The sequence below is a fragment of the Vibrio nitrifigilis genome (assembly GCF_015686695.1).
Taxonomy (GTDB): Bacteria; Pseudomonadota; Gammaproteobacteria; order Enterobacterales; family Vibrionaceae; genus Vibrio; species Vibrio nitrifigilis.
Genome location: NZ_JADPMR010000004.1, coordinates 1,632,383 through 1,658,747, shown reverse-complemented (window position 1 = coordinate 1,658,747; position 26,365 = coordinate 1,632,383). Strand labels below are relative to the sequence as shown.

The window sequence follows — 26,365 nt, the reverse complement described above, 5'->3', positions numbered from 1 at the left end:
GGTAATTAATGGTCAGACATTAAGGTTTGTAACACTTCAGAGAACTGTGTTGTGCCATTAAACGTCTCAGCTAAGCGACGCACTGCTGCGTATTGGCTTTCAGGCAGACTATGATTGGAAAACAACGCCATGTGCTGGTAGTTTTTTATACCGGAGTGTTCTTCTAAACCTGAAATATCTTCGACACCTTCTAGATAGGTGACAGACCAACCTTGTTCACTTAGAGCAACCGCCCAAAGCCAAGCGAGAACACTCCCGTTTGGATCGAAACTAATACAAAGGCTCTGACCTTTCGAATTGGATTTATTTTCAGATTCAAGAATCGAAGCCAGACGGCTCACCATTAAGCTCTGAAAGAGCCCTTTTTGTAACGTTTTAAGCGGACCTTTTACTTGCTCTAACGCATGATAAACGGGTAAAACAAATTGCTGCTCAACCAGAGCGAGTGGATACTCTTTGAAAACCGTAGCAATCAACTGTTGGGCCTTGGCACGCTTAAATTGCGCCAAATAGTCAAGTAAACGTTGATTTTCATCCAGTGCCGTCGCGGTAACGTTTTCATCATATTGAGATTCAGATGGCCCAAATAGCAACTGGCTCACTTTCCCGATCGCAACACCTTTTGCAAGCCAGCTCTGAATATCACGAATTAATTCAATATCCTGTTCTGTGTATAAACGATGTCCTTTATCTGTTCTTTGCGGCTGAACTAAGTTATAACGTCGTTGCCATGCACGCAAAGTGACTGGTTTAACACCCGTTAATTCCGCGACTTCACGAATAGCGTATAACTTCACACTGTCTTTAAATGAATCACAACCCATATCTGAGTTTCAACTCCTGAGGATAAGGGTCTAAGTAACGCTGCTGACTTAAATAAGCATCAGGATACATAGACAAATAGTGTTTTAGCAGGGTCATCGGGGCTAGCAATGGCAAGACTCCGCGGCGATAATCATCAATGGTTTGAGCTAACTCCGCTTTTTGCGATTTAGAAAGTGCACGCTTGAAGTACCCCTGCAAATGCATCAATACGTTAGTATTATTTTTTCGGCTCGCTCTGTGTGCAAGTGCTCTCATTAAACCAACTCGGTATTCCTGGAAAAAATCCTCAATATCATATGATGCAATGTCGGCGACTAAACGTCCTAATTCACGGTAAGATTCTGGATGATGAGCCATCAAAGTTAATTTATAACGACTATGAAATTGCACAATTTTCCCTGCCGTAGGCTGTTGCCCCATCGATTGATAGAAATCGTGCAAGCAAAAGATTCGGGTGACAAAATTTTCCCGTAAAACCGGATCGTTGAGCCGACCATCTTCTTCAACAGGTAACCATGGCATCCGCTCCATTAAAATTCGGGTATAAATACCTATCCCCGATTTTTCAGCATTATTCTCTTGATATACTTTGACTTTCTCCATACCGCATGTGGGTGATTTAGCACACACAATATAGCCACACATAGGTTGGTCAGCAAGGTCAGCAACCCTTTGTTCTGAGTATCGAAGCATGGCATCTGTATGATCGTTATTCGGATTTTTGGTTTCCACCAAAGCGATACGATCTTGATCTCTAACCAAGCGAATGGTCGGCCTAGGAACAGGCATTCCCATACCAATTTCCGGACAGATTGGGTGGAAAACTACATGTGGCCCCAGTTCTTGTTGCACAAAAGCATTACTTTTATGTCCCCCATCGAACCGGACTTTATCCCCATAAACACATGAGCTTATGCCTACTAGTATTGCGTTAGATGCCATGCTTCATCCCCAGCTATACAAAAAATTATCTTGTATAAGATATAGCAGTTATTCACAATTGTACAAATATTTTTATTGTATAAGAAAAATGTCGCTAATTAAGTACTACGGCATGACGATATATTCAGCCAATTTATTGACTAACGTTTACACCTCACTTTCTCCATCTCAATATTGTGACGACACGATAAATAAGTGATTACTAAAATTGATTTTTGAAGTAAAGTTGCGTTAACTCAATAAAATATAAGATAAAATTTATTTAGATAACACAAATACAAATAACCTAAGCATGAGAACAACCCATGATTGGCATAAATTGTGCTAATTTTAGACAGTAAATAATTTGTATATAGATTTTTATCTGGTTTCATAACGATCTAGAACACAATCCCTGTAATAAAAGCAACAAGATGTGTATGCTCACGATTGATTAGCTGCTGTTCTATGATGAATCCAAAATACAAATAGCAACAAACTAACTAGCCGAAGAACGATGTAAGCCTAAGGATATCGACGTTTGAGTAACCGAAGTCTCGCTTTAGAGCAAACTATCCAACGACTAACAAACCGCTTAGTTCAAGACCCTGAACAGGTCCTTACTGATGCGCATGACTGTTTGTTGCAAGCCAAAACCTACAACGATAATGCAGCAACATTGCAGTGCTTGCTCCTCATTACCCAAAGCTCATGGCGCCTTAAAGAATTAAAAGCCAGTTTAAAATATATACGCGCAGCACTACGCTTACAGCAATCCCTTGATAATGACGACTATCTTGCTGATATTTATCACTATCATGCGGTTATCTATTGGGAACAAGCGCAGTATTACACCGCGCAACAATATTGGATTCAGTCGCTGGAACAATCTGCTTGGTCTGATAATCCTTGTATTCAAATTGAAGCGCTACTTGGGTTGGGTAATGTATGGCGGGTCACTGAGGAATATAAACTCGCCAAAGCGACTCACGAACTTGCCGTCAGAGCAGCTAACAGTATCCGCCATACAGAGTTAGAAGCTCGAGCCCGAATTTTTCTCTCATGGGATCTCTATTATCTTGAACGCTACCCAGAAATGCTGACGGTATTACAAGGTGCAGACGATCTTCTACAGCACAATCCCGACAAAATTTTGGAAGCTCAAGTATGGGATTTTCGCGCGGTGGCATTACTGGAATTAGGTCAAGTCGATGCCGCTGAAAAAGCCGCTAACCAAGCACACGCCCTTGCTGACACATACCAGTCGGTATGGATGAAGACCTTGGCAATGATGAGCTTAGCCAAAATTGAACTGTTAAAAGGGCAAACGGAACAGGCGTTAAAGTGGTTACGTGAAGCAGAAAGTCACGCGCAGTTTTCGGAAGTAAACAGTGATGAGATCCTTGCTCGCATTTACCAAAAACAATCCGATATTGCCGAACAAATGGGAGATATGCAAAGTGCCTATCTTGCCTTCAAACATTTTCGCTCACACTCACTTGCCTACGTGCGTTCTCAAACTGCTCAACTGGGCTCAGATAAAGCGCGCCTATCAAAACAACAGCTTGAACAGAAAGCGCGTAAACTCATTAATCGTATTCGTGGGTTACACGAATACAACCCTGATAAACGCTACTCTAATATGGTTTCCGAAACCTTTTGGTGGGAGCAGTTAGTTCAATTAAAAACAGAGTTACGTCAGTCCAACTATTCCGTGATCGTTGTTCGTCATAATGACCCGCGCGTCATCGACGTATGTACCGAACTGACGCATACGTTGAGTAGCTCCAATGACTTTTTAACTCGCCTTAGTAGTGAACGGGTGGGCTGGCTAATTGCAGATAAAGGAGCAGAAGCAGAACAACTCTGTAGAACGCTGTCACAAATGCTAACTATCTACCCGTGGCATCGTAAAGGACTGAGCTGCGAGCTCCCTTCCGTGATATTACAGAATATTCTAATATTTCCATTTACCTTGGAACAACTAGAGCAAGAATCCGACAACGAGGAGAATCTAGACCGTGGAAAACCTGCTTAATAAAGTTCAGGAAGCCGGCTACGATGTGACGAGCCTCGTTGGTGAAGAGTCGATTGAGTTTTGGCATAACATGCAAGAAACAGTGGCATCGACCACTGAAGAGCAAGTGCTTTGCTTAATGATATGTGCTGAGCATCAAGCCACATTTGATTATCACAAACAAAGTATTGATACACTAATATCCGCTCTGCAACTACTCAAGAATGCCGACAGCCCTAGAGCAGATCTGATGCTCTCTTTACGCAACAGTTTAAGTGAGCGGTATGTCGCAACAAACCAGTATGATAAAGCGCTAGAGGAATACATTACACTCACTCGGCTTGCGATTGAGTTTGGCGATATTGATTCGTACGCGATAGCTATCTTAGGTATGGGTAAACTGTGCGAACGATTTGGTGATACGTCACGTGCCATCCGGTACTACCATAAAATAGATACGGTTGATCATGCTCTTTCAGGTCGTAGCTTACGTTTGCACTATAAATTGCACAAGTTGAGCTGCTATATCCGCTTAAACAAGCGTAAATTGGCCCAAAAAATCTTAAAGGAATGTGAAGAACTCTCAATTTTAGTCAGTGACAAACTACTGACAGGGCAAATGATGCTGTTTCAAACTCGCCTATATCGCCAACAAGGCGATATTAATCAAGCATTACATGTTTTAGCCACCATTCCTTATGCAGTCGGCAACTTTGAATCGTCTTGGTTTGCCTGTATGAGTCGAGTTGAACAGGCCTATTGTCTACTAGAGAGTAATAAACCTCATGTGGCTATTTATCTGCTCACTCAAGCAGAGAAAAGAGCAGAGAATGCCAAACTGTCGTCTGAAGTCATCATTTCTCTCTACAATGCTTTTAGTGACATCTACCAACAGCAAGGGCTGTATTCTGCGGCTCTCGAATATGAGAAAAAGTCCTTCACCATCGAATCGAAAATGATACAGGGAATCCCTATTGCTGAATTAGGCGCCAACCAGTTAAGACGCTTATCGAGATTTGATTTACAACTAAAACTCATTCTATCGGAAATGGAAAACCGCGAGTTAAAAGAAACTACAGAGAGTCAAAAGCACACTGTAGCTCAACTACAACAAGATGTATTTACCGATCCTCTTACTCAACTGCACAACCGTCGCTGGCTCGATAGCTGTTTAAAGGATTTATTGATTCATGAAGCCGACTTCGCGTTTTTGATTATTGATATCGACCACTTCAAATCGATCAACGATGAACTCAGCCACTTAGTGGGTGACAAAGCCATCATGAACGTATCAGCACAAATTAGACATTTGTTTGCTCAGTCGAATCACCATTGTATCCGTTTTGGTGGGGAGGAATTTCTCGTTATCATAGAAAATGTCGACCTTAAACAGGCGGAAGATGAGGCGGAAAATCTACGTCTCAATATTGCTCAATTTGATTGGCAACCCGTATTGGGTGATCGGCAATTAACGGTGAGTATTGGAGTAACCTTACATCGACTTGGAGAGAATACCCAGCGTACTTTCCATCGAGCAGATAAAGCGCTTTACCGCGCTAAAGCAAATGGCCGTAATCAAGTTTGCTCCGAATAATATCGTTTCAGAGATAATGTATTACGTTTTGATACTCATCACGTTGAAAGGAAATGCCATTCCTGCCGTGATTGAGCTTGACCTAGGCTCGTTGATGAAGCTCTGAATCCTGCATCTTGAGGTCATTTGGGTATAATATGGATGAAAAACTAGTACCGGAAAAATCAGGGAAAGAATCGACAGGAAATGTCCGTCATTGTTAGCATCTTAAGGCTAGTTGAGTATATAATGCGCCCCCTAATTTTACAGTCAGCTTAATTCGATTGTTCTACTGGCCTCAATCGTTCTTTATACAAAGGATCTCGCTATGAATCTTTCAGCGAAAACTGTCGTTGTTGTTGCTATTGGTGCAGCACTTTATGGCATTGGTGGTTTACCTATGTTTGGTATTCCTGTTTTTGCTAATACGACTTTAAAGCCTGCCATGGCAGTGCTTGCTCTATTTTCTGTTATGTTTGGCCCTTTAGTCGGCTTTCTTGTTGGATTCATCGGACACTGGGTGACCGATTTATTCGCAGGTTGGGGGGTATGGCTTACTTGGATTCTTGGTTCAGGTATCGTGGGCTTCATCATGGGTATGTTCCCATCGCTTACGCAACGTAATCTTGAAAAAGGTCTTTTCCCGATTCGCGACTTCGTTCTATTTGTTGGTTTAGCGCTGGCAGGTAATGTGATTGGCTATGGCTGCTCTGCATTTTTAGACAGTATCCTTTATGGCGAGCCAGAAGCAAAAGTTTATACCCAGATGGCTATCGTGTCTGCGGGTAACACCATTTTAATTGCTGTGGTTGGCTACTTTATTCTGAAAGCTTTAGCGAAACGCAACAAACAAAGTAGCAAACTGACCGAGGCATCATAATCGGCCATGACCATTGAGTTTTCTGATTTTTCTTTTCGCTATGAGTCTCTGGATAAGCCAACTCTAAAGCATATTAATCTCACCATTAAACCAGGTGAGAAAGTCGTGATTATCGGCCCTAGCGGCAGCGGTAAATCAACTCTCGGACAATGCCTAAATGGACTTATCCCTCATAGTATCAAAGGGGAAATTAAAGGTACTTTAACAATCAACGGTCAAAGTACCGCTCAAAGCTCAATGGATTGGCTAACCCAACAAGTGGGCACCGTCTTACAAGATACCGACAACCAGTTTGTCGGTCTTTCCGTCGGTGAAGACATTGCGTTTGCATTAGAAAACCAAAATGTAAGCACTGTAGACATGTACCCGCTAGTTAAATCCACTGCGCAAATGATTGACTTGAGTCACTTACTTAATCAATCACCCCATGACTTATCTGGGGGACAAAAGCAGAGAGTTTCACTCGCTGGCGTGTTAGTCAATGATGTCGATGTATTGCTATTTGATGAGCCATTGGCCGCTCTCGATCCTGTAAGTGGCAAACGCACTATCGAAATCATCGACCAATTGCACCAACAATCAAACAAAACCATTATTATTATTGAGCATCGCCTTGAGGATGTACTCCATCGTCCAGTTGATCGCGTTATCTTAATGGATAATGGTGAAATCATTGCAGATTTGACTCCAGATCAAATACTGAGTTCTTCTCTTCTGAGTGAGCATGGTATTCGTGAGCCACTCTATTTATCAGCATTGAAAGCGGCAGGATGCCAAATCAGCGCCACTAATCCCCCCTCTTCTTTGAGCACAATGGCGCTCGATCACTATCGTCAAACCGTTGTGACTTGGTGTCACAATGCACTACGTTATCCAAGTAAAGAAAGCACTTCACCCTTACTGACAGTGCGTAATCTGACGTACTCTTACGATGGAGAACGACCAGCTATTGATGATCTTTCGTTTGATATCCATCAAGGGGAATTCGTTTCCGTACTTGGAAAAAATGGGTCGGGTAAATCAACCATTACGAAATTATTAATGGGTGTACTGACACCAGACCAAGGCTCCATGACTTTTGCTGGTCAACCTCTTGAAGCACTTTCCATTTTTGAGCGTTGCCAACATATTGGCGTTGTCTTACAGAACCCGAATCATATGATTTCCCATCATATGATTTTTGATGAAGTCGCTTTTGGTTTGCGTAACCGTGGCGATAGTGAAGATACGGTAGAAAAAAAAGTACTCGAAACACTAGAACTTTGTGGTTTAAGTAAATATCGTCATTGGCCAGTTGAAGCCCTAAGTTACGGCCAGAAGAAACGTGTCACCATCGCTTCTATACTCGTTCTTGAGCCTAAATTACTGATATTAGATGAGCCAACCGCAGGTCAAGACTATCGAAATTACACCGCAATGCTTAGTTTTATTGAACGCCTTAATCGTGAAATGGGCATGACGGTGATGATCATTTCTCATGATATGCATCTCGTATTGGAATACACCACTCGTTCGATTGTCATCGCTGATAGTCAATTGTTAGCCGATGAATCCATGATAGAGGTATTTACTCAACCTGAGTTATTAGCCCAAGCTAACTTAGCCACAACCAGTTTATATGAGTTGGCACAAAGGCTAGAACTACCAGATCCGCTCGCATTTATGAATCACTTTATCCAGCAAGACAAAGAGTGCGTATGAAAACTGAAAAAATGACGTTTGGTATCAACTATATCGATACTGGCTCAGCGTTACACGCACTTAATGGCATCACCAAGTTTTTGCTATTCATCGGCTGGGTAACCGTGGTGCTCACAACATTTGATTTGCGAATTCTCGTTACGATGATCGCATTGGGAATCGGGCTACTTGTTAGTACGCGAGTTCCAGTTAAAGTCTATCGCTCGCTATTAATTGGTACAGGTACTGTGCTACTGCTAAATGCACTTTTTATGTACTTGCTTTCGCCTTCATTAGGAAGTGATGCTATTGGCACTCGACACGTACTGCTATCTTTACCCGGTGATTATTCCCTCACCGAGGAAACACTGTTTTATCTCATTACGGTGACCATAAAATATTTCAGTATGTTCCCGATCGCTTTGGTATTTGTCTTTACCACACACCCAACGGAATTTGCTGCCAGCCTAAACCGTTTGGGACTGCCCTATAAGATTGCTTATGCAGTCAGCCTCACTTTGCGCTATTTACCAGAGGTAAAAAAAGACTACATCAATATCATGCACGCGCAGCAAGCTCGTGGCGTAGAGCTATCGAACAAAGCTCCGCTCATTACCAGATTAAAAAATCTGGCCAAAATCTTGGGGCCTTTGATCTTTTCAAGTCTCGACCGCGCTGATGATATTTCCAATGCAATGACATTAAGAGGTTTTGGGCGCCACAAAACGAGAAGCTGGTACAGCTTGAAACCACTCAATCGACAAGACAAACTTTGGATAGGGATAATCGTCATTATCGTGGTACTAGCGTTAATAAAACGCTTTACAGCAGCCGAACTATTTTGGTATCCATTGAGTTAAACACGTAAGCCGTTTGAGAAATCAAACGGCTTTTTTGACCGAGGAAGGCAATGATGTCATTGAGCATCGCGACAATAAATTTACTCAATTATCTCGCGCCCCCCGATGCGTTTTATGATTTTCTTAATATATATGATAGCGCCCAGTGGCAAGCCAAAACAGATTGGCTATCGCGCCAGATTAACGACATTAATGCCGACATTATTGGCTTTCAAGAAGTGTTTTCTATTGAGGAGCTACGGCTACAACTCCTAGAACTGGGGTATCCATATTTTGCCTGCGTTGATAAACCAACCATATCCGAAGAATACGTCTACTCATCGCCAGTAGTCGCCTTAGCCAGTCGCTTTCCTATTCATAATGCACAAGCTGTCACTGCTCCAACAAGCTCTGCAGAATTCTCTTTTAGTCGTCAGCCGCTTCGCGCCAGTATCCATCATCCACAACTCGGTTGGTTAGACATCTATGTGGTTCACTTTAAATCTAAACGGCCAATTTTTACTGATAACGACAATCAACTGAATTCCCAAACAACATCTAAAAACGAAAGAAGTCATCAGGACATCGTAGATCAATGGCAACAAGAATGGATGGGTGAATGTCGTTCAACCATGCAACGAGCTTTGGAGTTCCACCAGCTTTATCAGGCGATAGTTCAACGCAAACTCGAAACCCAGTATCCAGTGCTGTTGTTGGGAGACTTTAATCAAGAGCTTAGCCAACAAGAATTCGCACCACTCACTTCAGTGCAATGCTTTCGTCAACCTGAGACTGAGCCTCTTATTCTCCCTTACCGACTGTTTGACTCAGGAACATTTTGGTATCAAGATAGCCCACAACGTCGACCCGCGACCCATTATCATGGTGCTAATGGCTCTATCTTGGACTACATCCTATACTCATGCGAATTTACTCCGCTTGCAGAATTTCCAATCGCATCACTCAGCGAGTATAAAGTTTGGGACCGTCACCTCATTAACCCTCATTACGCTGATGATGCCCAAGCTAGCGATCATGCGATTGTCTCTATTTCTTTGATTCCGTATCTCTGATTGAATCGAAACATTTATTAACATCATAAAACTTTATCTTAACAATCTAGTAACTATACTTCCGACTAGGTTGTGTAGCTCACCGCTGCACACTTTTAGCCACAAGTAATAGCCCTCAGATTGGAGCGACTATGATGAAAGACTTTGTTGAAACGATGAAACTGCGTGGACAAGCGGCTGAGAATATTTACTTCTCCCAAGTCGACAAAGCCCTCATTGAAGAACTTAAACGTAACCCTGACGTACTCACCCATCGCCAGCAGTTGATTAATATGGAACGAGAACTAGCAAAAGAACCTAATATTTTTGAATAGTCCACCATTAATAAGTACAAACAATCAATCAACATAAACAGGTGACAGAGCGCACCTGTTTTTTATTTTAATTCCCTTAGTATTATCCAGAAATACACCTCTCTTTTTATTAAGTATATTGTTAATAAAGGCATAATCTAGATATCTCATTTGTTTATCAAAAAAATTGATGTAGAGTAAACTCTATTAATATTTCGGTTTTCTTTACTTATAAACCCAAATACCCTTACGGTGACAAGTCCAGTGCTTGATTAACGAGCAAAGGGGAGTTTTATTCGCTCTTATAACGTTACTGATTTTCAATATAAAATAAGTATGTATTCATACTTAAGAACGAATACATTCCCAATACAACAGCATATTGAGGTTATTTGGGTATAAACAACGTCATACATAACCTATCTCGTGATTATTTAATACTCACCTATATATAAGGGTGTTGTGTATTGAATAACCAGAGTAGGTAAGAATAACAATACGCTATTATGTCTAGGGAATGGTTAATGAATTCTCAATTACTCTCTCGTCCTAAAAAAAATGCCACGGCATCAGAGCATGATTCATCATCAACAATATTGAACAGTACTGATGCATTAGGATTGATAGAACACGGCAGTGAACTTACTTTAAATATAACAACACCAGTAGGGATGAAATATTCCTGTAAAACACGTTTTATTGGTAGTCACTCTTTGCCATTTATTCTGGTTGAGCCCCCCAAAATATCTGTTGATGATTTTAATGATTTCTTCCAAGAAGGTTTTTGGTTAAATGGCAAGGCAATTGGGCAACGAGGTCACGGCTCAGTCATCAATTTTCGTAGTCAAATTGTCCATAGACAACGCTCACCCATACCGATGATTGCATTGTCGGTACCGAATAATATGCATGTCACTCAACTGCGTAAAGAGCCTCGATACAGTGTTAGTCTTGACGCTAACGTCATTCGTCAGTCAGGGACAACAAACTGTGAGATTCGTGACCTTTCCAAAAATGGCTGTCGCTTCGTCACATCTCCCTTAAGCCGCCCTTTTGATCATGGCAATGAACTTAGCCTAGTACTCCAATCTTCAGCAGCTTCAAACCTCTCCCCATTGACAGGTACCATCTGTAATGTCACTGACTTAATGCATTACACCGTATACGGTCTGAAATTTGATGAACAAGGAAAAAAAGCCGCATCTGAATTGCTTAAGCATATGAAATTTAATGGTTCGATGCTCTCATTATAAAAATGGCTGAGTGTTCATGACTCTTTAGACAAAAAAAAAATGCCAACCGTAAAACTACGATTGGCTTAGATATAGTGTGAACAATTTGTATTCACTAACAACGTCAGTTGGCTAGGTGACCCTTTCGGCTTTAAAAGGGTCACTTAGTATTAAGCAGAAAGCGTGCCAACTTTTAAAACTCCCTATTTTAAAGGAGACTTTTATTGTCCCCTTATCGATTTGGATATTTTGCGACCAAATTTTCGCATATTGCAATTCGCATTATGCAAGAATTGCGTTTTCATGACCATTTGCAAAAGCAAAATCTTTGCAAACCTGAACGAACTCTTCACGCAACGCCAAAAAAGTTAGATATACTGCGTGACATAATTTGACATCTTCAAGGTATTGAATGAATTACTTAAGCACATATTTGAAAGGCATCGCAATGGGTGCTGCTGATGTTGTTCCTGGCGTTTCTGGCGGTACAATCGCATTTATCACTGGGGTTTACGATACCTTGTTAGAGAGTATTCGACGCATCAACCCGAGTCTTTGGGGAATTTGGCGTAAAGAAGGGTTTAAAGCCGTTTGTCAGCATATTAACTTATTCTTTTTAATGTCTTTATTTGCTGGAATTCTTACAAGCATTTTGACACTAGCCAAACTGATATCCTGGTTGCTGGTCAGTCATCCCATTCCTACTTGGTCTTTCTTTTTTGGTTTAATTTTGGTTTCTGTGTACCACATGCTCAAACAAGTTGACCAAAAACAAATACCACAGTGGATCTTTCTCTGTGTAGGTATTGCGATCGCTTATAGCATTACTGTCGTCAAGCCTATATCTATGGAGCCATCGGGTATCAACATACTGATAGCTGGTGCGATTGCTATTTGCGCGATGATATTACCCGGCATTTCAGGTAGTTTCATTTTATTATTGCTGGGGATGTATGCGCCCATTCTTGGCGCGATAAAAGGAATGCAATTAGACGTTATCGGTTTATTTGCCGTTGGCTGCCTTGTCGGTATTTTAAGCTTTTCACATTTACTGTCTTGGTTACTTAAAAAGCACCGAGATACAACGCTCATGTTTCTAACAGGCCTGATGCTCGGCACATTGCCTAAAATTTGGCCATGGAAAGAGACAGTAAGCTGGCGCGTTAACTCACATGGTGAAAAAGTACCGCTGTTGCAAAACAACCTATCACCCTCTCATTTTGAGTCTGTGACATCACAACCTGCTCAACTTCTGTTAGCTGTTATTCTAATGCTCTGCGCCATCGCTGTTGTTCTTGGATTGGAAAAATTTGCCAAGCAAGACGATGACGATATAGCCAAATGACCTAAATTTACTATGCGGGCATCTCACCAATGCCCGCTAGTTACAGGCCACAGATCTTCTAATCCTAACCACTATCACGACCTTCACTTTGCCAATATGGTAGACTGTCGATCATTAGCACATGATTGCTACGTTCTCTCAGCTGCTCACCATTTTAGATTGGAAATAAATGACCGAATGAAATCACTGATAATTTTACTCTCTGGACTATTTATCGCTCAATCAGCCATTGCTAGCGCTGATATTGAAGTGATTCACCCTTATGTTCAAGTATCAAAACCTAACGAACTCAGCGCTCCTGTCTATGCTCAGATCGTCAATAACTCAAATAAAGATCGCGTTTTAGTTAGCGCCACATCAACCGCAGCGACAAAGACAGAGTTATATGACCAAGTTTCTCGTGGCGGCACAGACAGTGATCGCAAAGCACCATTCTTTACTATTCCAGCACAAAACACGTTGCAACTATCTCAAGATACTAGCTATATCCAATTGATTGGCTTAGTCAAACCTCTAGAAAAGAACAAACACATTCAGTTAACACTCAATTTTAAAAATGGAGAACAACTCACTCTTCGAGTTCCTATCACAATTGTGGTTACCGATATCATGCATCAAAAAGCAAAAATGGATCAGTGAGTGTTTATTCACTCACTCTTTTCTCGTTCCTACTAATTTACCCACGCCCCAAATATCCACCTTGTTGCCTAACAAGCCTAGTTCACATGCCACTAGGCTCGCGTATATTAACAACGGATTAGACTACACACTTGCGTCAAATTGATTAAAATCTGTCGCACATCCCCTTATTAAGCAATTTTTTTTGCTGTGAGACAATAAATCCTAGACACATTGTCTGGTAACGTTAATATTGGTCACTTTTAGTGGCAGGCACTAAAAAAACTATACATAAAATTTATTCATTACAGGGATAACTATGCAAAGCAACAATATAATAAGTCGTTTTGCGCGAGGTAATCTGGTTCTACAAATCTTGGCAGGTATCATTCTTGGTATCATAGTCGCCAATGTAGCGCCTGACTTCGCGAAAAGCGTCGGTTTACTTGGGAGTCTATTCGTCGGCGCATTAAAAGCCGTTGCTCCAGTTCTCGTGTTTGTGTTGGTCGCAGCCTCTATTGCGAATCAAAATAAAAACAAAAGCACCTACATGCGACCAATCGTCGTGCTTTACTTAGTTGGCACTTTTGCTGCGGCTTTAACAGCGGTAGTTATGAGCTTCCTTTTCCCAACTGAGCTAGCACTAGTTTCAGGTGCTCAAGGTACAACACCACCTCAGGGCATCACAGAAGTTCTCCAAACCCTATTATTTAAACTGGTTGATAACCCAGTTAGCGCTCTCATGAATGCTAACTATATCGGCATTCTTGCGTGGGCGATTGGTTTAGGTTTAGCGTTAAACCATGCATCGGACAGCACCAAAGGTTTGTTTGAAGATTTAAGCCACGGCGTATCGCAAATTGTTCGCTTCATTATTCGACTTGCACCATTTGGTATTTTCGGTCTTGTATCTTCAACATTTGCCACCACTGGTTTTGAAGCCTTAGTCGGCTATTTACACATTCTCGTAGTGTTACTTGGTTCAATGTTAATTATTGCATTAGTGGTTAACCCATTAATCGTATTCATTAAAACAGGTAGTAACCCATATCCACTGATCTTCAAATGTTTATATCGTAGTGGTGTGACTGCATTCTTTACCCGTTCAAGTGCAGCCAATATCCCAGTTAATATGAACCTTTGTGAAGAATTAGAATTGGATGAAGATACTTATTCAGTTTCAATTCCTCTTGGTGCGACCATTAATATGGGTGGTGCGGCGATCACTATCACCATTTTAACTCTTGCTGCAGTTAATACGCTTGGCATACACGTCGATTTGTTGACGGCTCTACTACTCAGCCTCGTTGCTGCCGTGTCTGCATGTGGCGCATCTGGTGTCGCTGGTGGTTCATTACTACTTATTCCACTAGCATGTAGCCTATTTGGTATTTCTAATGATGTGGCAATGCAAGTCGTTGGCGTTGGTTTCATTATCGGTGTACTACAAGATTCAGCAGAAACGGCGTTGAACAGCTCAACGGATGTCGTCTTCACTGCTGCTGTATGTCAGAGTAAGCAAAAGAAGCAGTATGAATTAGCAGAAGACTAATCGCTGTCATCACTTTGATTTAAAGACAGACGAAAAGGCCCGAGATACATTCTCGGGCCTTTTTCATATACATTGTCAACGTTGAATAACTCTAGCGTCAAATCAGAGCCTTGCTTAAGATCGAATACATTTCCGCTGAAACAATAGAGACTGCTTGGGCATAAGCATTAAAAACGTTTCTGAGTGTAATCAAGCGAGATTTTAGGGGCCGGCTCAAAGTGTTCTTCATAGTGCCCTAAATCTGGAGACGGCGCTGGTGACACTTGAGACTGCGGTTTTGCCTTTTCTGGAACCAATTCTGCTTCATCAGTAGGCTCAAAAGGCACTTCAACATTGTCTTCGAGTTCTTCTATAACATCACGGCTTGGCGCTTCAACAATTTCTCCATCATCAACCTCTTCTCCCTTATGTGGAATGGGAATTGGTCGTTTATAGAGTTTATTTAAGGCACGAATAATGGAATGTTTGTGAACCGAATTGGTCGAGATTTTTTTCTGGAGTGGTTTCGCTAGAGATTGAAGCCCGACGACAGAATCAACACCAATTTTTGTCCCCACATTATCACGTAATACTGCCGCTGGTTCAAACCCAAAGTATGCCGACAAAAAGAGCCATATATAAGAAATAGCGTTCCCATTGACCCCGTAATCCATCCAAGCATCACCAGCGTAATACATCGCTTCAGCATTACCTTGCTCTGCAGAACGCTCTAACCAATAACAGGCTTTACGATGTTCGATAGACACCCCAATTCCATGCAAGTAATTGAGCCCTAGCTTCATCATTCCAACTTTGTCGTCAAGTTTCGCGGCTTTGTAATACCAATAAGTAGAGTCACTAGGAGACTGTGAAATATTGTCTTTGGATGTCGCCCAATCACCTAAGAAAATCATCGCTTCGATAAGGCGATTCTCTGCAGCAGCATGAATTAGCTGCAAACCTTTTGTGACATTAATTTCAGTACCACGGCCATAAACCAATAATTTACCCGCTTCCAATTTTGCATGAGTATCTCCCTCTATCGCTTTTATATAGAGTTCCCAAAATTTGAGTTTCTCACGTAAAATCAAGTCTTCTTGCATACGGCGACAAATACGAACTAAACCATACATACCGTTAAGGTTGTCCATTAGCGCCGCTTTTTCATACCAAAACAAAGCTTCCTTATAATTTTTCCGTTCAGCTTCCTTTGCCAAATGTAGCATGGTAGGCACATGACCAGACTCCGCTTTAAACAAACGCTCTTTATGTTCCTGATCTCGCATGCGTTGCAGTGCTTTTCGATATGCTTCCTCTTTCGCTACTTTTTCAGCTTCCATTCGGCGGCGACGCATTGATAGCGTAATCATCCAAACGAAAATAAGAATGAGCGAAACACCCAGCACACCAATGGCAATCCCAATGGTATTCATCTAATCGTATTCTTTCTTCTCTAGGGGAAATCGTTTATCAGGGCATGAACGTCAGTGTTCTTATCCTTAAACCATTTCACGTATTGCTGTATTGATTCTGGATTGATCGTCAATGCTTTCTGTAAAAGGGTTAAGAATAATCCAGTATCATGATGTCATTTGAGTATATACTACCTTACTATTGTTAAAAGTGGCATCATCGATTCCACTTACCCTAGCAAGAAAACCTATCCGTTAGAAAATCCCCTCAAACTTTAATTGAATCATACACTTCTAGACGTCGTATTTTGAGTCACTATCGTTATACCAACCACCATGTATTAATCAAGCATACTCATTTAAAGAATGATATGACTTCAAATCAGTGCCTTGCCTAAGATCGAGCACACTATCGATGAGACAGAATCATGAGGTTACTTGGGTATAATCATATGGTTATTCCTGTCATTTTTTGTACAAGTTACTTGACCAATCAGTAACAAAGCCTTTTACTGAATGTATGCAACAACGTTAGTTCAGCAACATGGAAGAACGATATCGATAACAATATGAATAACATGGTCTCACGTCCATACCCGCTTGGGGCGACTTTGAATAATAGCGGATGTAACTTTGCAGTGTACGCTCCGGCTAGCCGTGATATTGTGTTAGCCTTGTTTGCCTCTGACGGTAGCTACACAACTCACTCTTTTCCTAGCGACTATGCTGGGATCAAACATATTTTTGTTCCTGATATAAAAGCAGGGCAACACTATGGGTTTATTATTCAATCAAGCGGCCAATCTCATTATATTTCAGATCCTTACGCTAAAGCATTATCAGGCCCATTAACTTACGAACCACCATTTAATAGTGAAGAAAGCTTTACACTCCCTAAATGTATTGTCGTAAATGATCAATTTGATTGGCAGCAAACAACATCACCACACTATGCTCGTGATGAAATGATTCTGTTTGAAACGCACGTAAAAGGAACAACACAGCTTAATCCTGAGTTAACCGAATCACAACGGGGAACATACCTAGGCTTGATTAGCCCATCTATGCTCGAATTTTACCATGAGCAACATATTACCACCCTCCAACTACTGCCCATTGCAGCCTGTATGCATGAACCCCACTTGTTAGAAACCGGCAAAGTGAATTATTGGGGATACAATCCATACGCATTTATGGCTCCAGATCCTCGCTATGCCGATAACGACGCTGTCACTGAATTTAAAACCGTTGTTCGAGAGCTTCATAAAGCGGGCATCGAAGTGATATTAGACGTGGTGTACAACCATACCGCTGAAGGCGGGGAAAACGGGCCGGTATTTAATTTAAAAGCCCTTGATCCAAGATATTACCTGATCCACGGCCCCCACTTTGCCAACTTTACTGGCTGTGGTAATACGGTGAATTTGTCCTATCAAGCTTCACTGAATCTCGTGATGGATACGTTACGGTATTGGGTAGAACATTATCATGTGGATGGGTTTCGGTTTGATCTAGCGGCAACATTAGGTCGCAATGGCGATAACTTTAGCCCTGAAGCGGCTTTTTTCAAAGCCGTGGCTCAAGACCCAATATTGAAAGACATTAAGCTCATTGCAGAACCATGGGACATTGGGCCTAATGGTTATCAGGTCGGTAACTTTCCATTTGGTTGGAATGAAACCAATGATAAATTACGCGATATTGCACGTAGTTTCTGGCGTGGTGATTCCGGCTATTTAAAAGAGTTTGCCACCCGAATCATGGGATCACGCGATCTTTATAGCGCCTCTAACTGGCCGTTTAAATTAACCGTCAACTACATCACCTACCATGATGGATTTACATTACAAGATTTGGTCTCTTATAAGCACAAACATAACAATGCTAATGGAGAACAAAACCGAGATGGCCATGGTGATAACCGTTCTGATAACTATGGTGTAGAAGGTGAAACAACCAATGTCACCATCCGTAGTAAACGAGAAAAACAAAAACGGAACATGATCGCTAGCCTACTATTCGCATTTGGTATTCCACATATTCTCACTGCAGACCTTCTTTCTCATTCCCAAGGAGGAAACAACAACGCCTATTGCCAAGATAATGAAATCAGTTGGTTAGATTGGCAACTGACGCCCACAAAGCAAGCATTTAAGCGGTGGGTTGGTAAGCTGGTCGAGGCAAGACAAACCTATATGGTGCCTTTTATTCGCGCATTTAGCGGCGAAAGCCGTAATCATAACCGAGTATTTTGGCGTCGAGTTGATGGCGAATTAATGGAAATGGATGATTGGGACAAATTATCATGCGTCGCATTACATTTAGGCATTGGTGATAATGGCGACGAGTTACTCTATTTAATAAACCAAACCCGCGCACCAGCACGATTTACACTGCCTCATGATAAAATACAACAGTGGACAATTATTTGCGACACAAATGATATTCACAATCATAAACCGACTACTGCAGAAAAAGAGCGGTTACAGCTCCCCGTTTCCATGTCAATATTGTATTATCACCCATCAAAAAAATGACGTATTTCAAGGGATAGTCCCATGCTATCCCTTCTATTTCGCAAATAAGAACTCAGTTTTATATCCCAATAAAAAGATGCCTTAGTTGTGGCAGATTATTTACATTGCCTTGTTTTTTCCCTGATATAACCTTGTTCAAATACACTGACTAAATAAAACGGTGAATATCAGAAGCACCTAACCTATTCATCAATAAAATAAGCGACTAGAATTTAATCTTACAATAGAAGCAAAGTAAAATAACTCTTTGTTTAAATGAAAGAAAAAGGTTAACTAGTGCCCCACTCATTGTGCAAGTAATGGTTTGAGCCCCATTTTTGGGAAAATGTAGGTAACGAATATGAATAAAACGGTATCGATTGTCGTGCCTTGCTATAACGAAAGCGAGGTGATCGACTACACAGTAGAAGAGTTACTTAACCTAGCAAATAGTATCGATGGATATGACCTAGAACTGCTGTTTGTTAATGACGGCAGCGCCGATGATACAGAAGCAAAATTGTTGAAACACAGTAAACAGCACAGTAATGTTCACCTCATTTCATTTTCTCGAAACTTTGGCCACCAGCCAGCAGTCAGTGCGGGTATTCAAGCAGCCAGTGGAGATGCGGTCGTATTAATTGATGCTGATTTGCAAGATCCACCACACTTAATTAAAGACATGATCGATTTGTGGCAAAAAGGCTACGATGTGGTTTATGGTACGCGTGAATCTCGTGAAGGGGAATCTCCTTTTAAATTGGCTTCAGCCAAATGGTTCTACCGAATTCTGAATTACCTATCAGAGGTGCCGATTCCTCTTGATACTGGTGATTTTCGCTTGATGGACCGCCAAGTCGTTGATCAGCTTAATGCGATGCCAGAAAAAAACCGCTTCATCCGCGGTATGGTAAGTTGGATTGGTTTCAATCAAACCTCAATTCGTTATCAGCGTAACCCGCGCTTTGCTGGTGAAACGAAATACCCATTACGCAAAATGCTAAAATTTGGGTTAGATGGCATTTTATCTTTCTCAGTTAAGCCATTAAAGCTCTCTATTTTCATGGGCTTTACGTCATCGGCTATCGCCATTTTAATGTTGTTCTATACCGTTTACGTGCGTTTGGCGACTGATCATTGGCAATCAGGTTGGGCATCGATGCTCGTGGCAATGCTCTTTATTGGCGGGGTTCAACTGATTTCAATTGGTATTCTTGGTGAATACATTGCACGAATTTACAATGAGTCGAAAAATCGTCCACTGTATATTGTGAAGAAAAATGTAGGTAAAGAGCGCGATGATGAAACGTCTCAGTCAAGTTAATGCGTTAATTTGTACGAACCTACAGCAAAAGATGCGCTTTATTATGGTCGGCGGTTTTAATACCGCCGTCTCTTATCTCTCTTTTGTTGCTATTTACCAACAAATTAATAATTATATTTTGGCTTCCATACTCGCTTACTGTATCGGTGTTTTATGCAGTTTTTTATTAAATCGAGGTTTCGTATTTAATAGTAAAAGTGAGTCTGGCCAATTTATTCCGTTTGTGATTGTCAATTTAGCCTCATTAGGGGCTAGTACACTAAGTCTGTTTTTACTTGTTTCGGAATTGCACCTTAATGCTTACCTAGGTCAATTCTTTAGTATCTTCGTTTCGATGACGATGAATTATCTGGGCTACCAACGAATATTTAAACAAGGGGTGAGTATGAATACTATCGTTGGCTCTGCACTAAATGAAAATAAGCCTTGGAATATCTATACGATTATTCGAGTACTTATTTTGCTTGTATGTGCTGCTGTAACTGTTCATAACGCCTACACCTCGGTGTTGGTCAATATCGCTCATGACGCGCTACCTTATATGGCCGACTACACAGGTAAGTTTACTTCTGAAGGTCGGTGGATAAACTTTGCACTTTTTGAATTTAGCCGTTCGATGAACGCGCAACTGGCCAATGCTATCTGTTATTTATTCATTGGTATTTTTGGTTATAACGTGTCAATGGCGCTGAAAAAAGACAAATGGCTAGCACTGCTTTTTGCCATGACAGTCATGAACATTCCATATTTCACTATGCTGTTCAAATGGCCAATGACGCTCTATCCAGGCTGTATTATGCTGGCACTCTTCAGCTATTACCGAGAACGTATTTCTGTCGCTAAAATGCTGCTTCTGTCTGGTATATTGTTGTTTGCTACCTACCCAGCGTTTTATTTTGTCATGCCTTTGATTTATCTAGCACAGCTAAAACAGAGCAGCTTCAAAGAATGGATAGTCTTCATGCTCTGGTGGGCAGCAGGCTACGTATTAGGGTATGCAGTTGCTAACGGTTTAATTTACCTATATACCGGATTAGTTGAAGGCAACGCGCATTTTATGCAGATGGCAACATGGCGCAAAGAAAATCCAGTACATGGTTTAGCTTCATTAGTCGCTAACTTTGATCGAAGCTTAGATGACTTTGTCCGTAACGCGAAGTTTATTGCAGAACTCAGCGCTTGGTTCTATTTACCAGCGTTGGTGATTGCCCTACTGACGGTGAAAGACAATGTGAAATACTACCTCACTGTAGTCGCCGTCATTATTTCTATATATGCCAGTGTTATCGTGTTAGGGGTTCATGTTCCGCTACGTTCGGGGATCACATTACCTTTAGGTATCGCGATGGTGGTATTTTTGGTCAAAACACCTTGGTTACGCTATGTGAATATTTTGCTATTGCTTATTCCTCTAGCATTCCAAACCTACACCTACAACACTCGCTACAACGCCACTAGGATTGTGATGGCGCAAGTCATCGAATATAACGATGTCCATGATTATATCGATGATACCGCTCAGTATGATCATGTAGTCGCCACTGTTGATAAAGAAAAAATGAGCCAATGGATGACCCAACATACTGGTTCTAAGCAATTTAAAAACTTGGCGAATTTGGAATACCATATGATTCGCCCTTATTTCTATAAAGTGGGGATTCCAGACAAAGATATTGATGTGAAATACATTAAACAATCGGATGCGGTAAAAGGCGAAACCAAAGTCAAAATCAAAGATCGAACGTTATATGTAGATTTCTATTAACCGAAAAAACAGATCAAAAGCGCATTCATGTTAATGAATGCGCTTTTTTATTATTGTGACAATTTCATCATCACTTCAAGCGGGGCTTTATCTTGATTGAATAATGCGTGTATCTGCGCGAGGTACACTTCTGCTGTAGATAATGCATCGACTAATGCATGATGCGCTAAATAAGCGGGTAGCCCATAACGACGCCTCACCACAGCCAATCTCACATCGGGATCGCCTTTGTGAAAATCTTGCCGCTTTTGCTCAATTTTTAAGGTATCTAACCAAATAACTGGCAGTTCAGGAAGTCCAAAACGAGACTGAATATAATGCGCAAGAAAACGTCTTTCTATGACACAACCGTGTGCCACCACTACCTTCCCCGCCATCGCCTCTAGGAGTTGACCAAAAGCCTCATCGATACCGATACCTTCTGAATTGAGCTTTTCTGGAACAATATGATGCACTTTAACCGATTCAACCTTCACCGGAGTATGGTTACGCACAAACAGGTGCCTGGCCGAAGTCAGTTGAATACAACGATGAGACACTTCGACCCACCCCATACTCAACACAGAATCATTCATCGGATCAAATCCTGTGGTTTCAAAGTCCAAAACTAGCAGTTTTAGCTCACGAACATCCTGTTTCCGACTCGGCAATACCTGCTCAAAGTACGGCTTTAATAATGGGTCCTCTTTTTGATCGCTGTATCGCTTAACAAATTCCTTTTTCTGCTTAGCCAAATGATGATAACTATCGAGATTTAGTCCAAACCGCATCGTTACTTACCCGCCAAACCGCATTTTTAGCGCATCTTGAAATCCAGAAATAATTCGGAAAGCGTCTTTGAGATGTTGACGATCAAAACTACTAAAGTGGTCAGGCTGTAAGTAATTACTCACTTCCTCGCTATGCTGTAAACATTCCAAATGATGCCGATAACGCAGTTGGTTAACAAAGTGATAAGTACCCAGTAAATCTTGATAGGAACTTTCGTTGATCACATCACACTGATACGCTTCCTGAAAACGCTCCTCCGTATTAAGAGACTTACCACCTTCATGAAGAACATAAATACGCGCTAAGTCCACCAAACAACTGATCGCCGCCTTTTTAATATTCAAACTGTTTTCATTGTTACCGTCTTTTTCCAACACTAAATTATGGAAAATCCCTAGCGGTGGACGTATCCGTAACGTATTTCGTACCAAAGCCGACATGAGCACAGTATTGCCCGTTACTTGTTGAATCCGCCACTGCTCTAATTGTTCAAATAACGTCTCATCACCATGTAAGAAACGGATATCTAAAAATACAGTCAAATTAAGTAACATGTCGTATTCTGGGTTACTGGCCCATTTTCGATAATACTCTTGCCACACGTGTAGGGTCTGACACCATTTTGGGGTAGCGGCCATGAATCGCCCACTACAAATCGTGTAACCGCATTGGTCTAACCCTTTACACACCGTCATGGCAAGGTGACTAAAATAAACACGATCGCTTTCAGTCGCATGGCTATCTAACACGAGCGCATTATCTTGATCCGAACCGAGATGGATTTCTTCTCGCGCATGAGAACCGGCGGCAATCCACGCATAAGCGCAGGGGGCAGGCCCCAATGCTAATTCTGAGAACTCAATTAAACGACGTGTAAACGCGTCATAAATCATGCTGAGCACTCGCCCAATCAACTTCGCAGGCAAATTGGCTTCAGCCATCGCTTCAAATACTGCTTGCCGCTCGGCTTTCAACGATGCCAGTTCATCCACCGACTCAGCTCGGCTGATTTTTTCGATCAAGAAAACAGCTTGCACACTATGCTGCAAGACCATTTGCTGCGGTGTAATCAGCCCAACGACCTGATGATCATCATCCAGTACGGGTAAGTTCTGGATGTTGTGTTTCATCATAATAGACACGGCAGTAAGCACCAGCTCATCTTGCATGACGGTAAATGGCGTTTGGGTCATTATCGTGGTTATAGGTTGATGAACATCAACGGCTAGAGCGACGACCCGTTTAGTCATATCTTTATCTGTCACCATGCCAACCAAACGATGATCTTCCACGATAACCGCACACGTACAATTTTTCTCATGACGCATCAAATAAGCGACCTGCTGAATCGTCATTTCTGGTGTTGCGACCGCAATATTACGACTCGCGACATCTTTAATCGGCTCAAAAAACAGCCCTTTATCAGTTTGATTCCACTTTACGTTTAAACTTGACTGCAAACGAGAATTAGCATTCAAAGCTAATTGCTCCGCTACCGCAGGAAAATCAGAGATGGCTTGTAACAGATCAGAATAATCTAGTTGATACAATAAGGTATTTTGCAGTGCTGTCGTCTGATAAGCCGGGATGTCGGCATCATTGTTGAGGCTAAAACCAAAAAGGTCATTCTCCCCCAGCCTAGAGCGTAATGAACCATCAGGGAAGCGCTGCTCCACGGCTCCGGTTCGAACAATATAAAGATGTTGATGGGGTTTAGATGGGGTGTTTAATGGCTCTCCTTTACCCAAGAAAACAATTTCGATTTGGGTTGAGATGGTTTCCAGCACTTCAAAAGGCAATTGCTGAAAAGGCGCTAACCCCTTTAGAAAACTGGTGATATTGGGTAGCAAGGTAGATTCCATGCATTTCTCCTTTCGAAACTCGCGATGCTATCGGCGAACCATCATTCAACTATATAAAAAAACCTCAATATCACTATTGAGGTTTTTAATGTCATATAGCGCTACTTAATAGCACGAATATTACCAGAACAGGGTGTACAACACTGCTAGGATAATCATGATTGCGTAAGAAGCTAAATTAAAACTGCGTTCGGTATGGAACATAGAGGCAGTCATCGTAATCGCTTTTGGATCATCATCCATGTCAGACGTACTCAAGCTGGTTAGAGCAATGACAACGATAGTAATAATTAATGTGTACAGCATTTGGTCCATAAATGGCATATGCAGCGGCATAAGTTTTAAGAACAACGCAACTGGGATTGATGCCACAACACCAACGATTGCCCCTTTAGACGTTGTTTTCTTCCAGAACAAACCAAGCATGAACACGGCCAAAATGCCAGGACTCACAATACCTGTATACTCTTGAATATATTGGAATGCTTGACCAATATTACCTAGCAGTGGCGCAACCAGACACGCAATAACAAGCGCAACAATGGCAGCTAAACGACCAACATTAACCAATTTATGATCGCCGGCTTTCGGTGAGATATATTCTTTGTAGATATCCATGGTAAAGATGGTCGCTGTCGAGTTCAGCATAGAAGCCAAAGAAGACACAATCGCTGCCGCAAGAGCCGCGAATACCACACCTTTAACCCCCACAGGTAAGAACTGAGTTAACCATGGGTACGCTTTATCCGCATGAGCAAGACTAGGAATATTTTGCTGAGCAGCATCACCTAACGACGCCATTAAAGACGGATCAGATGTAATCACAAACGCGGCAATCCCTGGTAATACAACAAGGAAAGGAACGATCAATTTCAAGTAAGCAGCAAACATAATCCCTTTTTGTGCTTCAGGAACTGATTTTGCAGCCAATGTACGTTGAATAATGTATTGGTTGAATCCCCAGTAATACAAGTTCGCTACCCATAAACCGCCAATCAATACCGCAATACCAGGTAAGTTCATAAACTGAGGATTACTCTGATCAAGTATCATTTGGAAATGCTCAGGTGCAACATCCATCATTTTGTTAAAGCCAGCAAACCAACCCGCATCACCACCGAGGAAACCGACCGCCATGTAAGTCGTTAGCAAGCCACCAAGAACTAAGAAGAAGACTTGGATTACATCGGTCCAAACGACAGCGGACAAACCACCATAAATCGAATAAACCAAAGCAAATAGAGCAAGACCAATGATGGAATACATCAGTGGAATACCCAAAATAGTTTCAAGAGCCAGACCGCCAAGATAAAGTACAGAGGTGAGGTTTACAAAAACGTAAAGTGCTATCCAAAATACGGCCAAAATGGTTTTTAACTGTTTGTTGAAACGCTTTTCCACAAACTCAGGGATAGTGTAGATACCCTTTTGAATAAAGACGGGCAAAAAGTATTTACCAACGATAACTAGCGTTAACGCTGACATCCACTCATAAGAGGCAATCGCTAAACCAATAGAATAGCCAGAGCCAGACATACCAATAAACTGTTCAGCTGAGATATTAGCAGCAATTAAAGATGCACCAACCGCCCACCAGGGTAGGGATTTACCAGCAAGGAAGTAATCTTCTGTGCTTTTTTGAGATCCTTTCTTATCACGAGAAACCCAAAGGCCAACCCCGATGATAATCGCGACATAAATGGCGAATACCAAAATGTCAATGAATCCCAAACCATGTTCTATGTTCGACATTATTGTGGTCCTGTTTTCGTAATCAAGCATCTAAAAGACAGGCTACCTTTGCCAAATAGGTCTTTGCGATAACGAGATTACATTTGTTTAATAGTTATAAGTAATGGCGAGGATTGTAAACGTTTCCAATAACGTA

Annotated in this window: 20 protein-coding genes; 14 read left to right on the top strand and 6 right to left on the bottom strand. The window is 41.6% G+C overall.

What is annotated here, in order from left to right:
* Positions 1 to 5: 5 nt before the first annotated feature.
* Together I1A42_RS23670 and I1A42_RS23665 are read right to left on the bottom strand one after the other, a co-directional pair.
* Entirely contained in the window at positions 6 to 824 is an 819-nt protein-coding gene (locus tag I1A42_RS23670) for a MerR family transcriptional regulator (RefSeq protein WP_196125416.1), read from the bottom strand.
* Positions 814 to 1,767 carry a YbgA family protein gene (locus I1A42_RS23665; protein ID WP_196125414.1) on the bottom strand — a complete coding sequence of 318 codons (954 nt, stop codon included), beginning with the start codon at positions 1,765 to 1,767 and terminating at the stop codon, positions 814 to 816. The genes I1A42_RS23670 and I1A42_RS23665 overlap by 11 nt, the downstream gene beginning before the upstream one ends.
* 520 nt (positions 1,768 to 2,287) lie before the next feature.
* Between I1A42_RS23665 and I1A42_RS23660 the strand changes: the two genes are divergently transcribed.
* The 11 genes from I1A42_RS23660 to sstT all read left to right on the top strand — a co-directional run bounded on the left by I1A42_RS23660 (position 2,288) and on the right by sstT (position 14,848).
* Positions 2,288 to 3,784: a tetratricopeptide repeat protein gene (locus tag I1A42_RS23660; RefSeq protein ID WP_196125412.1), complete on the top strand. Its 1,497-nt coding sequence runs from the start codon at positions 2,288 to 2,290 to the stop codon at positions 3,782 to 3,784.
* Positions 3,768 to 5,357, top strand: coding sequence for a diguanylate cyclase (locus I1A42_RS23655; RefSeq protein WP_161157078.1), 1,590 nt, complete (start codon positions 3,768 to 3,770; stop codon positions 5,355 to 5,357). Before I1A42_RS23660 ends, I1A42_RS23655 begins: the two co-directional genes overlap by 17 nt.
* 307 nt (positions 5,358 to 5,664) lie before the next feature.
* A complete protein-coding gene (locus tag I1A42_RS23650) occupies positions 5,665 to 6,216 on the top strand; it encodes an ECF-type riboflavin transporter substrate-binding protein (RefSeq protein ID WP_161157077.1) in 552 nt (183 codons plus the stop codon).
* Positions 6,217 to 6,222: 6 nt separating this feature from the next.
* The gene (locus I1A42_RS23645; RefSeq protein ID WP_196125410.1) at positions 6,223 to 7,917 is read left to right on the top strand and encodes an ABC transporter ATP-binding protein; all 1,695 of its coding nucleotides are present in this window, start codon (positions 6,223 to 6,225) and stop codon (positions 7,915 to 7,917) included.
* On the top strand, positions 7,914 to 8,756 hold the full coding sequence (locus I1A42_RS23640; RefSeq protein WP_196125408.1) for an energy-coupling factor transporter transmembrane component T family protein: 843 nt from the start codon (positions 7,914 to 7,916) through the stop codon (positions 8,754 to 8,756). The genes I1A42_RS23645 and I1A42_RS23640 overlap by 4 nt, the downstream gene beginning before the upstream one ends.
* A gap of 50 nt (positions 8,757 to 8,806) precedes the next feature.
* Positions 8,807 to 9,808, top strand: a complete 1,002-nt coding sequence (locus I1A42_RS23635; RefSeq protein ID WP_230389741.1) for an endonuclease/exonuclease/phosphatase family protein — start codon at positions 8,807 to 8,809, stop codon at positions 9,806 to 9,808.
* Positions 9,809 to 9,939: 131 nt separating this feature from the next.
* Entirely contained in the window at positions 9,940 to 10,122 is a 183-nt protein-coding gene (locus I1A42_RS23630; protein WP_230389740.1) for a hypothetical protein, read from the top strand.
* A 503-nt stretch (positions 10,123 to 10,625) separates the two neighbouring features.
* Complete coding sequence (locus I1A42_RS23625) at positions 10,626 to 11,354, top strand: PilZ domain-containing protein (RefSeq protein WP_196125406.1); 729 nt, start codon at positions 10,626 to 10,628, stop codon at positions 11,352 to 11,354.
* 391 nt (positions 11,355 to 11,745) lie between these two features.
* Positions 11,746 to 12,678: a DUF368 domain-containing protein gene (locus tag I1A42_RS23620; protein WP_161157072.1), complete on the top strand. Its 933-nt coding sequence runs from the start codon at positions 11,746 to 11,748 to the stop codon at positions 12,676 to 12,678.
* A gap of 177 nt (positions 12,679 to 12,855) precedes the next feature.
* The gene (locus tag I1A42_RS23615; protein ID WP_196125404.1) at positions 12,856 to 13,317 is read left to right on the top strand and encodes a copper chaperone PCu(A)C; all 462 of its coding nucleotides are present in this window, start codon (positions 12,856 to 12,858) and stop codon (positions 13,315 to 13,317) included.
* Between the two features lie 298 nt (positions 13,318 to 13,615).
* Positions 13,616 to 14,848, top strand: coding sequence for a serine/threonine transporter SstT (sstT, locus tag I1A42_RS23610; RefSeq protein WP_161157070.1), 1,233 nt, complete (start codon positions 13,616 to 13,618; stop codon positions 14,846 to 14,848).
* Positions 14,849 to 15,015: 167 nt separating this feature from the next.
* Here the strand turns inward: sstT and I1A42_RS23605 are convergent, their stop codons facing one another.
* Positions 15,016 to 16,260, bottom strand: coding sequence for a tetratricopeptide repeat protein (locus I1A42_RS23605; protein WP_196125403.1), 1,245 nt, complete (start codon positions 16,258 to 16,260; stop codon positions 15,016 to 15,018).
* Between the two features lie 548 nt (positions 16,261 to 16,808).
* Here I1A42_RS23605 and glgX point away from each other — a divergent pair.
* From glgX to I1A42_RS23590, 3 genes are all read left to right on the top strand, one after another.
* Positions 16,809 to 18,776, top strand: coding sequence for a glycogen debranching protein GlgX (gene glgX / locus I1A42_RS23600; RefSeq protein ID WP_161157068.1), 1,968 nt, complete (start codon positions 16,809 to 16,811; stop codon positions 18,774 to 18,776).
* 340 nt (positions 18,777 to 19,116) lie between these two features.
* Positions 19,117 to 20,079 (top strand): glycosyltransferase family 2 protein, encoded by a 963-nt coding sequence (locus tag I1A42_RS23595; protein ID WP_161157067.1) that lies wholly within the window; start codon positions 19,117 to 19,119, stop codon positions 20,077 to 20,079.
* Positions 20,054 to 21,844 (top strand): GtrA family protein, encoded by a 1,791-nt coding sequence (locus I1A42_RS23590; RefSeq protein WP_196125400.1) that lies wholly within the window; start codon positions 20,054 to 20,056, stop codon positions 21,842 to 21,844. The genes I1A42_RS23595 and I1A42_RS23590 overlap by 26 nt, the downstream gene beginning before the upstream one ends.
* 50 nt (positions 21,845 to 21,894) lie before the next feature.
* On the opposite strand, the gene I1A42_RS23585 is transcribed toward I1A42_RS23590, so the two are convergent.
* The 3 genes from I1A42_RS23585 to I1A42_RS23575 all read right to left on the bottom strand — a co-directional run bounded on the left by I1A42_RS23585 (position 21,895) and on the right by I1A42_RS23575 (position 26,229).
* Positions 21,895 to 22,614, bottom strand: coding sequence for an exonuclease domain-containing protein (locus I1A42_RS23585; protein ID WP_196125398.1), 720 nt, complete (start codon positions 22,612 to 22,614; stop codon positions 21,895 to 21,897).
* A 6-nt stretch (positions 22,615 to 22,620) separates the two neighbouring features.
* Positions 22,621 to 24,477, bottom strand: a complete 1,857-nt coding sequence (locus I1A42_RS23580) for a DUF294 nucleotidyltransferase-like domain-containing protein (protein ID WP_161157064.1) — start codon at positions 24,475 to 24,477, stop codon at positions 22,621 to 22,623.
* A gap of 120 nt (positions 24,478 to 24,597) precedes the next feature.
* Positions 24,598 to 26,229 carry a sodium/sugar symporter gene (locus I1A42_RS23575; RefSeq protein WP_161157063.1) on the bottom strand — a complete coding sequence of 544 codons (1,632 nt, stop codon included), beginning with the start codon at positions 26,227 to 26,229 and terminating at the stop codon, positions 24,598 to 24,600.
* Positions 26,230 to 26,365: the final 136 nt, after the last annotated feature.

What these genes read in the sequence shown, in the direction of transcription:
- I1A42_RS23670 (WP_196125416.1), bottom strand. Translation starts at nt 824, where the DNA reads ATGGGTTGTGATTCATTTAAAGACAGTGTGAAGTTATACGCTATTCGT.
- I1A42_RS23665 (WP_196125414.1), bottom strand. Translation starts at nt 1,767, where the DNA reads ATGGCATCTAACGCAATACTAGTAGGCATAAGCTCATGTGTTTATGGG.
- I1A42_RS23650 (WP_161157077.1), top strand. Translation starts at nt 5,665, where the DNA reads ATGAATCTTTCAGCGAAAACTGTCGTTGTTGTTGCTATTGGTGCAGCA.
- I1A42_RS23645 (WP_196125410.1), top strand. Translation starts at nt 6,223, where the DNA reads ATGACCATTGAGTTTTCTGATTTTTCTTTTCGCTATGAGTCTCTGGAT.
- I1A42_RS23640 (WP_196125408.1), top strand. Translation starts at nt 7,914, where the DNA reads ATGAAAACTGAAAAAATGACGTTTGGTATCAACTATATCGATACTGGC.
- I1A42_RS23635 (WP_230389741.1), top strand. Translation starts at nt 8,807, where the DNA reads ATGATGTCATTGAGCATCGCGACAATAAATTTACTCAATTATCTCGCG.
- I1A42_RS23630 (WP_230389740.1), top strand. Translation starts at nt 9,940, where the DNA reads ATGATGAAAGACTTTGTTGAAACGATGAAACTGCGTGGACAAGCGGCT.
- I1A42_RS23625 (WP_196125406.1), top strand. Translation starts at nt 10,626, where the DNA reads ATGAATTCTCAATTACTCTCTCGTCCTAAAAAAAATGCCACGGCATCA.
- I1A42_RS23620 (WP_161157072.1), top strand. Translation starts at nt 11,746, where the DNA reads ATGAATTACTTAAGCACATATTTGAAAGGCATCGCAATGGGTGCTGCT.
- I1A42_RS23615 (WP_196125404.1), top strand. Translation starts at nt 12,856, where the DNA reads ATGAAATCACTGATAATTTTACTCTCTGGACTATTTATCGCTCAATCA.
- sstT (WP_161157070.1), top strand. Translation starts at nt 13,616, where the DNA reads ATGCAAAGCAACAATATAATAAGTCGTTTTGCGCGAGGTAATCTGGTT.
- I1A42_RS23605 (WP_196125403.1), bottom strand. Translation starts at nt 16,260, where the DNA reads ATGAATACCATTGGGATTGCCATTGGTGTGCTGGGTGTTTCGCTCATT.
- glgX (WP_161157068.1), top strand. Translation starts at nt 16,809, where the DNA reads ATGAATAACATGGTCTCACGTCCATACCCGCTTGGGGCGACTTTGAAT.
- I1A42_RS23595 (WP_161157067.1), top strand. Translation starts at nt 19,117, where the DNA reads ATGAATAAAACGGTATCGATTGTCGTGCCTTGCTATAACGAAAGCGAG.
- I1A42_RS23590 (WP_196125400.1), top strand. Translation starts at nt 20,054, where the DNA reads ATGATGAAACGTCTCAGTCAAGTTAATGCGTTAATTTGTACGAACCTA.
- I1A42_RS23585 (WP_196125398.1), bottom strand. Translation starts at nt 22,614, where the DNA reads ATGCGGTTTGGACTAAATCTCGATAGTTATCATCATTTGGCTAAGCAG.
- I1A42_RS23580 (WP_161157064.1), bottom strand. Translation starts at nt 24,477, where the DNA reads ATGGAATCTACCTTGCTACCCAATATCACCAGTTTTCTAAAGGGGTTA.
- I1A42_RS23575 (WP_161157063.1), bottom strand. Translation starts at nt 26,229, where the DNA reads ATGTCGAACATAGAACATGGTTTGGGATTCATTGACATTTTGGTATTC.